We start from the raw sequence: 13019 nt of genomic DNA on the forward strand, positions 1-13019 counted from the left end.
AAACGAAATATATATTGTTTGATTTTACACCAAAAGTTTCTTCTCTCCCGAAAAAATGAAGTATATAGAATGAAAGGATCCTACCCCTCTTTTTTACGACTCCATTCAAAGAAAACCCCATAAAAACTGCTTCTGACCGACAATATATATGCAAAAAAACTATTTTAAGATCTTTTTAGCAACTATATCTGCATTCTAAACATTAATTTTATAAAAACTATTGACGACCACTCCCATAAAGTGCTATAACCTCTCCATTATTTTTTCTATCCGGACATGTTTTTGTTTCTTAAGGAGGAAAGGACATGACATACGATAAGCCACGGGATATTTTTGGAATGTATGTATTTGATCGACGAGCTATGAGAGAACGCCTCCCCCGGGATGTCTACGACGCCCTTATCGCTTCCATTGAAGGGGGACAAAAATTAGATTCAAGCATTGCCGATATGGTCGCTGCCGCCATGAAAGAATGGGCATTATCTAAAGGCGCTACACACTACACGCACTGGTTCCATCCCCGTACAGAATTGACGGCAGAAAAACATACCGCCTTTTTGGTTGCGGACGAAAATGGGCTTCCCATGGAGTCTTTTAAGGGAAAGGAACTTGTACAAAGCGAGCCTGACGCGTCTTCTTTCCCATCAGGAGGAATTCGTTCTACCTTCGAGGCCAGAGGGTACAGCGCCTGGGACCCTACAAGCCCGGCCTTCATTGTAACAAGTAAAAAAGGTGGTACCCTTTGTATTCCGTCAGTATTTATATCCTACGACGGTACGCCATTAGATTTGAAAACTCCCATGATGAAAGCATTGGACGCTGTGGAAACCAGAGCGTTGCGCCTCCTTAAGCTTTTCGGGAATCGGGGACTTAAATGGGCCAAGGTAACTGTAGGGGCTGAGCAAGAATTTTTTCTTATTGACGGAGCAGGGGCAAGAAAACGTCCTGACCTCCAATTCTGCGGTCGAACAATTATAGGCTGCCAACCTCCCAAAGGGCAACAGATGGAGGATCACTATCTGGGAGCTATTCCTCCTCGAGTTCTCTCTTATATGGAAGACGTGGAGAGAGACCTGTATCGTCTCGGTGTCGTTATTACTACCCGCCATAACGAAGCTGCCCCCTGCCAGTTCGAATTTGCACCTCAACATGCGGAAGCAAATTTGTCGTGCGATCAAAATCAGCTTATTATGGAAACATTAAGAAAGATGGCCCGCCGCCATGATCTCATGCTTCTGCTCCACGAAAAACCCTTCGCCGGACTGAACGGGAGTGGAAAACATATAAATTTCTCCATTCAGGATAGTGATGGGAAAAACATCCTGAAGCCATCGTCTAATCAGAGAAGAAACATTCAATTTCTTACATTTCTTTCGGCCTTTCTTCTCGGATTATCACGATACAGTGGCCTGTTGCGAGCCTCTATCGCTTCTCCCGGGAACATGCATCGCCTTGGGGGAAACGAAGCGCCACCTGCAATTATAAGCGCCTATCTGGGCGATACCCTTTCTATGATTTTGGACCGCATCGAACAGGGCTTGCCAGATGCTTTCCCCAGCAAGGGACTTATCGATTTGGGACTCAGCCGTCTGCCTGAAATTACAACAGACAACACTGACCGCAACAGAACGGCTCCCCTTGCTTTCACAGGGAATAAATTTGAATTTCGAGCACCTGGCGCCTCCCAATCTATAGCAGGGCCTCTTACGATGATTTTGGCCATCTGGGCTTGGGGGCTCGACCAAATCTGCTCTATGATCGAGTCGAGAATTGGCAATGGTGATGTGATAGATGCAGCTCTGGAAGCAGTGCGGTATGCGGCTCGGGAAAGCCGTAATATTCGATTTGAAGGGAACGCCTATAGCCAGGAATGGTATGAGGAAGCTCGTAAGAGAGGACTCATTATAGCTCATAACACTCAAGAGGCCCTCGCTCTTTACTTGGTCCCTGAGCATCGCCAGCTTCTCTCAGATCTTCATATTATGAACGATCGTGAAATTACCGCCTATTACGAAATTCGGCTGGAGCAATATGTAAAAACAGTAGAGATCGAGATGGGTATTTTACACTCTATGGTTTGGGAGGGGGTTTTACCCGCCCTTTCAAAGCAACTCGTATTAGAAAGCCAAGCTTTCAGCGCTATCGATCCAAGTCTTATGGATAATGCTGACGAGCCATGGAAAAAATTCATTCGGCGTTTGGGCACTCTCAAAACAGGCCTTCATACGGCAGTAGAGCACTTAGATAATTTAAGGCAAAAAATTCTTTCCATGCCTCTTGAAGAACAAGCTAAAGTGCTGACAGAAGAGGGGCTTCCTCTAGATGCTGCTATCAGAGGGATGTGCGATGCGGCGGAATCCATAACGGCCGGCAGCGTATGGCCATATCCTACATATAGGGAACTTCTCTATATTCCCTAAGAAGAACCTCACAGTTCGAGACACGGCGCCACCTACGGCACCGTGCCCCGAACTGACGGGTGAAGATAGCGAGACAATTCAAATACTAGATCTTTTTTCCCCAGCTTTATACCCCAATCCAAAAGAACCCGAAATTCCTTTACATGAGGTTCCTTTTGAAAGAGGGCATACATCCTATTGAGTCCTTCGGCAAGAAGTTCCGGATCTCGCCCTCCTTCACCGCAGGCAAGGAGAAGATGGGCAAGCTCTTTTTGAGCCAGGGAACGAACCATAAGAGATTGGGAGGCTCTATTCAGGCAATCCATCTGAAGAGCCATGTTTTTTTCTTCAAAAGCCTTTGCTATTAATCTATCACTATAAAGTCCATGCCCCAAAAAGATAAGACCGCCTACAGCCACTCCACTGAACAAGGCCATAATAAAGCGGTTTTTCTCCAGAGAAAAACGAACACAAAATTCTTCCTGTAGAATATCTCTGTTCGCAACTCCTAAAGCCACAGCCAGCCAGACAGCATCCTCAATACGATGAAAGGGACGGGTCCACAAAGCAGTCCCTCCAAAAAGAACCACAAGGGACGATCCCCATAATGCTTCTAAGGAAAGGGGAGCCTTTTTATAAAGCACAGAAACAAAGTGACAAAACCACCAACAAACGACGGTAAAAAGAAGAGCACCTCCCACAACTCCTGTTTCACATAACCATTGAAGAAATTCATTGTGAGCCCAATATGTATACTGCCATTTCTTCTCTGGATGCTCTTCTAGCATCGCCCCCTGCGCTTTAAGATAGTTCCATTTATAATGTCCCAACCCTACACCGCGAAAGGGATGTTGACGAAACATATACCACGATGTAAGCCAAATGCTGTCTCTTTGCCCCACAGATGTGGGGTTTTCAACTATATCTCTAAATTTATCTTTTAATGTTCCAATGCGCCCTTCATTTAATTCCACAGTGGCTGTCATAATAGCGAAGAAAATCAAAATAATACATAACGCCCTTCGTTTTATATCCTTATTTCCAGAACACCACACCCCTATGGCCATAAACAACAATCCCGATATGATTCCGAAGATAGCGGAACGGCTAGTAGTGTTCCACAGCCCCCACTCTGTTACAGCCAAAAGAAGGATTAGAATGCCGTCTCGTGGTAAATCCCATCCCTTCTTTGAAAAAGCCGGTACGTAGAGAAAAAGGAACATGAGATTCAATGAGCAAATAGCCAACCAGAGGGCAAGCATGTTTTGTTGTCCTGTATTGGCTATGTAATGTCCTGGGGTTTGAAGAATAAAAAAGAAGGGTTTATGTAACGAGTGAATTTGAAGTTCTGCAAAAAAAACACTTACGGCCCCTGCCAAGCCGCTGCTTAAAAAAATCCACGGAAGCCACGTCTCATTAAAAATGTTAAACGTTATGATATAAAGAAGCCATAGGGCGGCAAAGGAAAACCAGGCAAGAAGGTATGTAGACCACGAAGAGATAGGGATCCAAAGGGGCTGGAGGGACAAAAATATAAGAAAAAATGTCGCAATAAGAGAAAAAGAATCCCATAAGAAACCTCTTGCCCTCTCGGCAAAGCTCTTTATAAAAGCAAAGAAAAGCATTATGCAGAGAGGAACAAGAGTTACGACCCACTTCATAGGATGAAGGGTCTGATACCAGAACTCTCCCGAAAAAACCATATTGGGTACTACGAGAAGAATTAAAAAACAACAAAAAGACAAGCCCTCTGTTTTGAACGAGGGCTTGTTCTTGTTATATTCTATAAATCCGTTACTCAGGGAGCCCATGTTCATGTACCTTGTCTTTTTCTGGGACTATATGTCCTTTGAGGTCTACTGTAATTTCAACTATAAGCTCTCTTTGAGCAAGTTCTTTAACTTTCCAGATGACAGGGATCCCTTTGCGCCTATTGCTTTCCACAAGAACAGCCAGATCCTTCAAAAGCTCCCCTGTAGGACCTTCTGGGCCTGTAAAGGAAAGTCCTTTGCTTCGACTCTTTCGAGAAACAGATTCATGATCTTTTGGGCGAAGAGCCTGTTTTTTGTTGCGAACTAACGCTTCCGCTTCTTTCGCATTGAGCTTCTCTTCTGCAATCTGTTGTGCAAGAAGCACCTGCTGTTCAGAAGCCAACCCTACAAGGGATCGAGCCTGCCGTTCTCCAATCTTCCCAAACATAATCATATTCTGCACGCCTTCATCAAGTTTAAGAAGACGAAGTTTGTTCGCTATAGATGACTGGGAACAACCAAGTCTGGAAGCAAGTACAGATTGGTTCCATCCTGTGCGATCTAAAATATTTCGAAGGCACTGGGCTTCTTCTATAGCGGAAAGATTGCTTCTATGGACATTTTCAACGAGAGCCAAGACCTGCTGGTCAGTGGGAGTAATCTGAGTTACTATAGCTGGAATTGTAGAGAGCCCCACTTTTTTGGCAGCCCTCAGACGACGCTCTCCAACTATAAGTTCATATCCCTTATCCACTTCACATACAACAATCGGCTGGATCACACCAAGTTCAGCTATAGACGATGCCAGTTCGTTAAGCTCGTTCTCATCGAAATACAGACGAGGTTGCATAGGGTTAGGCCGAATAAGGTCTACAGGCAATTCACAAAATTTCTTTTCTCCTCCACGAGGCTTTTCTTCATTTTTCCCGCCACGTAACAGTGCTTCGTTGCGAAGGAAATTCATCATACCTGCCATTCCGCTGCTCCTCCACAAATCAGACATAACACAATAACTCTAAATAAAGGTTCGCTCTGCATTAACAAATCGTGTATATTCCTTCAGGAATACTAAGTCCACATCTCCAGTAGGCCCATTACGATGCTTAGCGATACGTACAGTGGCCCGATTATCCTCCTCTTCCGGTGAACCAGCGCTATCATAATACCCCGGCCTATAAAGGAGAAGAACCAGGTCCGCATCCTGCTCAATGGCTCCACTATCTCGAAGGTCTGATAGTTGAGGCATTTTATCTGTTCGCTGCTCCACAGCTCTCGAAAGCTGTGAAAGGGCTAGAACAGGTACCTCCAGCTCTCGAGCTACACCCTTCAGAGCTCTGGATATTTCAGCTACCTCCTGCTGTTTACTGTCAATACGCCGGGAAAAGCTCATAAGCTGCAAGTAGTCCACTACTATAAGCCCCACGTTCTCAAAACGAGCTTTAAATCGTCGTGCCCGTGCTCTAAACTCTAAAGTAGACAGCATGGAACTATCGTCTATAAAGATGGGAGCCTGGGTCAGACGCCCGGCAGCATCTGCCAATTTTTCCCAATCGCCATCTGAAAAAGATCCGTTTCGTATATCGTGGATATTCACTTTAGCCTCAGAACCTAGCATTCGCTGCACCAACTGCTCTGCACTCATTTCCAAGCTAAAGATCAAAATGGGGGTTTTTTGCTCCACGCCTCCATGTTGAGCCATATTCAGAGCAAGAGCTGTTTTTCCCATAGAAGGACGGGCTGCAAGAATATTGAGGCTCCCTGGCTGGAGCCCTCCAACCATTCGATCGAATTGATAAAAGCCAGTGCTGTACCCTGTTACATCCTGGTCTGACTTCCGATACTGTTCCTCTATCATTTGGAAGGTCTTGCCCAGAACATCTGAAACAGCCCTGAAATTTGTTCTGTTCCTGTTCTGAGCTATTTCAAAGACAGATTTCTCCGCCTCTTCCAGAATCTCATCAATTTCCAGCTCTTCAGAATAGCCTAGCCGAACTATTTTATTCCCTGCAGAAATGAGCCGACGGTGAATAGATTTATCTTTAACGATAAGAGCATAATATTCAGCATTTGCAGTAGTGGTGACGCCATCTACCAATCCAGCGATAAAGGGTTGTCCCCCTATTTTTTTATCGAACTCCCGTTTGGCAACTTCTTCGAGAAAGGTAAGGGGGTCAACCGGTTTGCCACGCTGAGCCATATCGCAGATAACCTCAAACGCCAATCGGTGCACAAGATCATAAAAATCGTTAGGGACCAAGACCTCCATAACCTGGTTCAATGCTTCCCTGTCTACGAGACAAGCTCCTAAAACAGCACGCTCCGCATCGAGACTTGTAGGGGGTACTCGATCATATATGTTTTCTGCCACCGCTATTCCGCCTCAACTTTTACGGTCATTCGAGCTTCCACTCCTTGATAGAGCTTAACCGTGAAAGAATATTCCCCCGTATTCCGAATGGTTTCATCAAGCTTTATATCTTTTTTATCGATAGAAACCTTTAGTTGTTTTTTTAGTGCCTCTTCTACATGAGCATTTGTAACGCTCCCAAAAAGCTTTCCTGACTCACCTGCACTCGCTTTAACTACTACCTGTTTCCCCTGCAAGTGACGACTCATCTCCTGAGCCTCCGCCAGCATCTTCTCTTCTTTCTTTTCCCGAGCCTTCATATCTTGCTTCCATTCGCTCAGCCTCGAAGGGGTCGCTTCTTCCGCCAAACCTCGTGGGATCAAGTAGTTTCGGCTATATCCGTCAGATACCTCTATAAGATCTCCTTTATTTCCTAATTTCGCTATATCCTGTTTTAGGATTACTTTCATTGCTACTCCCTCCTGATTCGTGACCTGAAATCAAACCACATATCCCCTATCCCTATACCCAAAGCAACTGTGGAAAGGAAAGGGATGAACATCACAAATATTATAACAATCCATCGAAGAACTTTCCCTACACCTCTCAAAGAAAGATAATACCAGATAACAGATAGGCCCTGGAGCAAGAAAAGCATGTTGACAAGAAGTTTAAGGTTCATTCCCACTCGAAAAACGAGACTCGATTGTCCAAGCTGTATTCCAACTAAAGAGAACACAATGGAGACTACAAAAGCCCAGAATATACTTTTAGGGAACCGCCACTGATCAAAAGAAGGAAGAGATGGTAACGTACCGCTGCCGATGCGGTGGATCACAGCTCGACTAATAACATAGCTTAAGTAGCAATCGACAGAAGCAGCTAAAGTCAGTATGGCGGGGAACACCATGGGCAACATTTTCAATGTTACCATCATTTGTTGTTTCATAGATTCTATGGTCTCAGGAGATAATCCTTTCCCAGCATAAAATTCAAAAACCTTATTCATGGTGTTTTCTATCTCTACAGGGTCGATAGAAAAGGGGTTCATACCCATAACCTTACTCGCCACAACCATAAGCACCAGTTTACTGCCAAGAGAGATAAGGATTCCATATAGAAGTATCTCCACTCCGTGATCCAATCTCTTCGACAAATATCCTAAACCGATTCCTAATATTCCAAAACCTAAAATAAAAAAGAGCGCTCCTATAGGGCCCATAAAAAACATTATTAAAACTGCCGCTACACCTGCTCCGAGAATAGACTTCTTCAGATCATGCCGCAACCCCATAACAACTAGAGGTGCTGGGCAGAGAAAGGAAAAAGCAATACCTACAACTGGTAAAAACTGAGCCGCTAAAAAAAGAACTACCGCCAGTCCCACGAGGAGAGAAGATTCGACAAGACTTCTCGTTGGCGTCACATGTGAACATCCTTTCCTGCACAGGTTGTGCCGAAAAAACAGGGGGAGAAGCCGTAGCCACTCCCCCTGTACTCATACATACCTATTTCAACAGCTAGAGCCTATTCTACAGAGTAAGGCAGAAGCGCCATATAACGAGCTCTCTTTATAGCCCTTGTCAGCTGGCGCTGATGTTTGGCGCAATTCCCCGTTACCCGTCTAGGCATAATTTTACCTCGCTCGCTTACATATTTCCGTAAACGCTCTATATCTTTATAATCTACGTTGTCGAGTTTATCGACACAGTAAAAACAAACTTTAGGCCGTCTCTTGCCACCCCGTCTAGGGGCGCCGCCCCCTCTCTGTCCTCTTGAGGGGCCATTATTCTCAGCCATGAATGTACCTCCTCCCTAAAAAGGAATGTCTGCTTCTTCTCCAGCTTCAGAATCTCCCATTTCGGAGATATCCAGAGGAAATTCCTCACCATCGAACCCCTTATCCCGGATGCTGCCAAAATCATCGCTGCCTCCGCTGTAGGGGCTTTCTTTCACATCTTCATCATCTCGCGAGGCGCTGCCCAGGAAAGTTACCGACGAAGCTATCACTTCCGTGATCCAACGACGCTCTCCCGATTTATCTTCGTAGCTTCGGACCTGCATCCGCCCTTCGACGAGGACCGGACGCCCCTTCCGGAGATATCTCTCGCAATTTTCAGCCTGATTCCCCCACACGACAATGGGAATAAAATCTGTCTGATTCTGCAATTCTCCGTTTCGCCCTTTCCACTGGCGTCCTACAGCTACTGTCAACCTGGCTACTGCTTGCTTTGATGCCGTATATCGTATTTCAGGGTCTCTCGCCAGGTTCCCCATGAGAATGACTTTATTAAATCCTCTGGCCAAAAGATCTCCTCCTTACTCTTCGTCAAGACGGACGATCATCTGCCGATATACATTAGGCCGTAAACTCATAAGACGTTCAAGCTCTTCAATCTCATCAGAATCGAGCTTAAATGTCATCACTGCGTAAAAACCTTCGGTGTGCTTATCGATAGGATAAGCCAGCTTTCTCTTCCCCCATATATCGGTTTTAGAGTGCTCTCCACCAAGGCTCCGCACGACCTCCTCGATCTTACCGATCTCTTCCTTTGGATCTTCCAGTTCAGAACTTACTAGAACCATCATTTCGTAGGGTCGCACGTTCTTCACCTCCTCCCTTTGGACATTATGGTCTCTTTTCTACGAAAGAGACAGGGAAACATTCGAGTATTATACGCTACTGTTGTTTTTGCGGCAAGACATCGTCCGACGTTACAACAATACGATAGATGCGTTCCCCCGGAAAAACAAGATTATATTGATCTCTTGCGAGATGGGCCAATCCTTCCGGTGTTTTGTAAAAGTCTATCTTCTCCTGATATTCTTGAAGTTTGCGGGAGAGAGACGTTAAGCGAACCATACGAGAGTCCACCATCTCGGATAGTCGATGTATCTCTCGAAACTCGAAGACATATGCTGTCCCCATAATGGCCACAATAAGCCCCAGCATTACTGCAAGGAAGACCCACCGAAGCCGAGGCATACCGCACTACATCCTTTCAGGAGCCCGCACACCCAAGAGAGAGAGAGATCGAGACAAAACTGTCTTTGAGGCTTGAACGAGTAGGAGCCTCATATTCATTACTGGTAAACGTTCTCCAAGTATACGATTGGCATTATAAAAAGAGTGAAAATCTCCAGCCAAGTCGTAAGCATAATTAACAATAAGATAGGGAGCCCGCTCCAAAGCGGCTTTCTCCACTTCCTGAGGGAAAAGAGAGAGCCTGTTCACCAACTTTTTCTCCTCTTCAGCAAGGAGAAGTGACGGATCCAGGGCTTCCATTCCAGGGATAGCTATCCCACGAGTTTCAGCTTCTTTCAAGACGCTACAGATTCTGGCATGAGCATACTGCACATAATATACTGGATTTTCATTAGAAGACTGTTTGGCTAACTCCAAATCAAAGTCGAGATGGCTATCACTTCGTCGCATTACAAAGAAATATCGAGTTGCATCGACCCCTACTTCATCCATCACGTCCCGTAGAGTAACGAATTGCCCCGAGCGGGTGGACATGGCAACTTGCTCTCCGCTTCGAAGGAGGTTCACAAACTGAATGAGCACTATTTCAAGGCTGTCTCGCTCTTTTCCAAGAGCTTCTATGCCCGCTTTCATACGGGGCACATAGCCATGATGGTCTGCACCCCAAATATCGATGACTCTTTGGAATCCCCGACTAAATTTCTCCATATGATATGTAATATCAGACGCAAAATATGTAGGGACACCGTTGGTACGGATAAGGACACGATCCTTTTCGTCGCCAAAAGCCGTTGCCTTAAACCAGAGAGCTCCGTCTTCTTCGTAAGCATAGCCCCGTGCTTTAAGGGTTTCCATTGCTTGAGGCACAAGATCTCGTTCGTAAAGACTCTTTTCGGAGAACCAGACATTAAAACGAACCCCGAAATCAGAGAGATCTTTTTTTATTCCCTCTAAAATTCGGCCTGCTGCGTAACGCTGGAAGAAGGGCAGGCTTTCCTCCAAAGGTTTTTTAAGAAAGACATCGCCTTCCCTGTCGATAATCTCTTGAGCGATATCGTATATATAATCACCTTTATAGGCATCCTCTGGGAAAGGCGCCATCTCCCCCTGGCCTAAAAGCTCAAAATATCGGGATTGGGCGGAACGCCCCAATATCTGCATTTGAAGCCCTGCATCGTTAATATAGTATTCTTTTTCTACTTCCCAGCCAGCAAAGCCCATAATTCTGGCAATAATGTCACCAACAGCCGCCCCACGGCCATGACCAACATGAAGAGGTCCGGTAGGGTTTGCACTTACGAACTCTATCTGTACTTTTTCTCCCCCTCCAAGATTGGAACGGCCATATTCATCGCCTTCTTCTATAATAGTCCGCACGGCTTCCCCCATCCATTTCTGGGAAAGGCGGAAATTGATAAATCCTGGCCCTGCTATCTCCACAGACGTAAAATAATCACAATCGGCAAGGCGGGCCACCAAATCTTCTGCCAATTTTCTGGGTTTTTCCTTGAACACCCTGGCAAGTTGCATGGCAATATTTGTAGCCCAGTCGCCATGTTCTGCTTTTTTAGGCTTTTCGATAACATACTCCGGTAATTCTTCTGTTGGTATTCCCCGTTCCTCCGCAGCTGACTGAACTGCATTATCCAAAAGACCGCGAAGGGTCTGTAACACATCGGCCATTTGTACACCTCCAAGATCTTTACTTGGCACGCAGAGGCAGTGTTTTTGCGTTAAAGTCGGCGAACCGACGAACAGATTCATTCAAAGCCGACGCTATGGACTCATCAATACGATCCACAGACACAACAACCTTCGCGCTACCGCTAATAAGATTTTTTCTCTGTCGATAGTCTATTTTTTCATAATACTTCACCTTTCCCATATCCCTACTCGCTGTTCCAGGCAACATCACCACGTCCATAGTGGAGGGAATGCGAAGATCGTACTCCATTTCCACAGCAAAAGGGAATCTCAGCGAATAGGGAGGACGAACTCCACCTATTTCTTTGAGACACATAGGGAAAAAAGAGGGCAATTTTACCAGCATCTGCTGTCCTGTAGCTCCAGTAATGGCTCCTAATATCTCTATAGGGAAGGAGATTTCATACCCATATTTCAATTGACGGATCTCCGCTTTCTTCCCGTCAAAAGGAACACCTGTACAGGCGGATAATACATCTGCAGCTTTCGGACCGTCAGGAATATCCCCGCCAAAGAAAAGTCCCGTCCATCCATTCCTGACAAAAAAGGAGACTTTCCCCGAAAGAACTCCCGACTCATTCAGAGTCATATTCCATCGAAGAGAAAGGCGATGATCAGCAGCTCCGCCGCCCTGTATAACATCTGTTTTTATTTCTTGATCTACAAGTCCATACACCCGATTCCCCCAAAGAGCCGGGGGAGTTTCTCCAAGAGAAATACCTTGCTGCAAATCGAAAAAGAATACTCCTGCCCCAGGGTACGAAGCTTCTATAACAGGCTTCAGCAGAAGGCCTTTAGTTACAGGGGTATCACCGGCTATTTCCGTAGCCGTAACCCACTTAATTCGCGTCTGCCATCCCGCTAAAGGAAGCCACCGAGACAGTACTATTGTTTTTTCCCAATCAGACCATGGACCTTCAGCAGGGATAGAAGATCTCAATGCCTGAGCAGGGACAGACACTGGGAAGGAAGGAATATTTTTTACATATCGTATAATTTCATTCCCAGCCTTTACTTTATTTGCATTTTTTGCTGACGTGGAAACAGCTTCTGGCGCATTTGGGGTAGAAACACCTTCCATTGCCTTGAGCAGACGATAGAAGGAATCCCTCCCTTGTTGCAAACTAAAAGCTATAAAGGGTTCAAAAGAGCTCAGGAGCGAGCGTCCAGACCATGTGGGATGGTTGACCACTAACCATTTATACTGATCTCGCCCTCCTACTTTTTCCACCGACGGCTCTATCCCTTCACTTGATATCCACGCCAAGTTGGCCCCCGACGGAACATCCACAGAGATACGCTGTTCCCACTGAGGCAAATCCAGCCCTGTCTTAATATACCCATCCACACCCACTTTCCCTGGGGAAAGGACTTTATAAGAAAGGGCAAGAATCATTTCATCTCGCACAGGGAATTGCACCTGGCATATCTTATTCTCGCCAACTTCTAAAAAAGAAGTATCGGCTTCTAATTCTTTCAGGCCAGTACCTGGATCATATATATCTGCTGCTATAACATCCACGTTTCCACCTTCAGGGACAGGAATAGCCCAATTCAACCATCGCGGATCAACAGAACTTCGGGCCAAGATGACCCAAGTAACAGTACTTTCCATACTTCCATCAGCTAAAAGAGCGTACTGGTGATCTTTCAGCCAAACAATGCCGGAGGCATTCCCGTATAGGGAAAAACCCGGCGCTTCCTGTATCATCCGTTGGATATCAAAATCTTGCGCAGCATGCGCCACTCTCACTTCGCTTGTTCCACCAAAAAGCAAACAGGAGATGACAACACAAAGGGCTATTTTACGAAAACGTAGGCCCATATTTTTA

The 13019-nt window shown here is 45.6% G+C and carries 12 protein-coding genes; 1 reads left to right on the forward strand and 11 read right to left on the reverse strand.

Annotated elements, in window-relative coordinates:
• Positions 1-305 precede the first annotated feature (305 nt).
• Complete coding sequence (locus tag B4J50_RS03120; protein ID WP_286847394.1) at positions 306-2420, forward strand: glutamine synthetase III; 2115 nt, start codon at positions 306-308, stop codon at positions 2418-2420.
• Between the two features lie 32 nt (positions 2421-2452).
• Here the strand turns inward: B4J50_RS03120 and B4J50_RS03125 are convergent, their stop codons facing one another.
• The 11 genes from B4J50_RS03125 to B4J50_RS03175 all read right to left on the reverse strand — a co-directional run bounded on the left by B4J50_RS03125 (position 2453) and on the right by B4J50_RS03175 (position 13012).
• The gene (locus B4J50_RS03125) at positions 2453-4216 is read right to left on the reverse strand and encodes an O-antigen ligase family protein (protein WP_286953924.1); all 1764 of its coding nucleotides are present in this window, start codon (positions 4214-4216) and stop codon (positions 2453-2455) included.
• On the reverse strand, positions 4194-5153 hold the full coding sequence (locus B4J50_RS03130; RefSeq protein WP_084043862.1) for a ParB/RepB/Spo0J family partition protein: 960 nt from the start codon (positions 5151-5153) through the stop codon (positions 4194-4196). The genes B4J50_RS03125 and B4J50_RS03130 overlap by 23 nt, the downstream gene beginning before the upstream one ends.
• A gap of 12 nt (positions 5154-5165) precedes the next feature.
• On the reverse strand, positions 5166-6518 hold the full coding sequence (gene dnaB / locus B4J50_RS03135; protein ID WP_024821845.1) for a replicative DNA helicase: 1353 nt from the start codon (positions 6516-6518) through the stop codon (positions 5166-5168).
• A gap of 2 nt (positions 6519-6520) precedes the next feature.
• Complete coding sequence (rplI, locus tag B4J50_RS03140; protein WP_024821844.1) at positions 6521-6967, reverse strand: 50S ribosomal protein L9; 447 nt, start codon at positions 6965-6967, stop codon at positions 6521-6523.
• A 2-nt stretch (positions 6968-6969) separates the two neighbouring features.
• On the reverse strand, positions 6970-7923 hold the full coding sequence (locus B4J50_RS03145) for a YybS family protein (protein ID WP_286847387.1): 954 nt from the start codon (positions 7921-7923) through the stop codon (positions 6970-6972).
• A gap of 101 nt (positions 7924-8024) precedes the next feature.
• A complete protein-coding gene (gene rpsR, locus B4J50_RS03150; RefSeq protein WP_024821842.1) occupies positions 8025-8297 on the reverse strand; it encodes a 30S ribosomal protein S18 in 273 nt (90 codons plus the stop codon).
• A gap of 15 nt (positions 8298-8312) precedes the next feature.
• Positions 8313-8804, reverse strand: a complete 492-nt coding sequence (locus B4J50_RS03155; RefSeq protein ID WP_024821841.1) for a single-stranded DNA-binding protein — start codon at positions 8802-8804, stop codon at positions 8313-8315.
• 12 nt (positions 8805-8816) lie between these two features.
• Positions 8817-9101 (reverse strand): 30S ribosomal protein S6, encoded by a 285-nt coding sequence (gene rpsF, locus B4J50_RS03160; protein ID WP_024821840.1) that lies wholly within the window; start codon positions 9099-9101, stop codon positions 8817-8819.
• 76 nt (positions 9102-9177) lie between these two features.
• Positions 9178-9483, reverse strand: a complete 306-nt coding sequence (locus B4J50_RS03165) for an FtsB family cell division protein (protein ID WP_024821839.1) — start codon at positions 9481-9483, stop codon at positions 9178-9180.
• A 6-nt stretch (positions 9484-9489) separates the two neighbouring features.
• Positions 9490-11166: an arginine--tRNA ligase gene (gene argS, locus B4J50_RS03170; protein ID WP_024821838.1), complete on the reverse strand. Its 1677-nt coding sequence runs from the start codon at positions 11164-11166 to the stop codon at positions 9490-9492.
• Positions 11167-11185: 19 nt separating this feature from the next.
• Positions 11186-13012 (reverse strand): hypothetical protein, encoded by a 1827-nt coding sequence (locus tag B4J50_RS03175; protein WP_286847382.1) that lies wholly within the window; start codon positions 13010-13012, stop codon positions 11186-11188.
• Between the last annotated feature and the right edge of the window lie 7 nt (positions 13013-13019).

Origin of the sequence: Aminobacterium sp. UBA4908 (genome assembly GCF_002398115.1) — a bacterium.
GTDB lineage: Bacteria > Synergistota > Synergistia > Synergistales > Aminobacteriaceae > Aminobacterium > Aminobacterium mobile.

Bases quoted from the DNA above. Each gene is read 5' to 3' on its own strand.
- B4J50_RS03120 (WP_286847394.1), top strand. From the start codon at position 306: ATGACATACGATAAGCCACGGGATATTTTTGGAATGTATGTATTTGAT.
- B4J50_RS03125 (WP_286953924.1), bottom strand. From the start codon at position 4,216: ATGAACATGGGCTCCCTGAGTAACGGATTTATAGAATATAACAAGAAC.
- B4J50_RS03130 (WP_084043862.1), bottom strand. From the start codon at position 5,153: ATGTCTGATTTGTGGAGGAGCAGCGGAATGGCAGGTATGATGAATTTC.
- rplI (WP_024821844.1), bottom strand. From the start codon at position 6,967: ATGAAAGTAATCCTAAAACAGGATATAGCGAAATTAGGAAATAAAGGA.
- rpsR (WP_024821842.1), bottom strand. From the start codon at position 8,297: ATGGCTGAGAATAATGGCCCCTCAAGAGGACAGAGAGGGGGCGGCGCC.
- B4J50_RS03165 (WP_024821839.1), bottom strand. From the start codon at position 9,483: ATGCCTCGGCTTCGGTGGGTCTTCCTTGCAGTAATGCTGGGGCTTATT.
- argS (WP_024821838.1), bottom strand. From the start codon at position 11,166: ATGGCCGATGTGTTACAGACCCTTCGCGGTCTTTTGGATAATGCAGTT.
- B4J50_RS03175 (WP_286847382.1), bottom strand. From the start codon at position 13,012: ATGGGCCTACGTTTTCGTAAAATAGCCCTTTGTGTTGTCATCTCCTGT.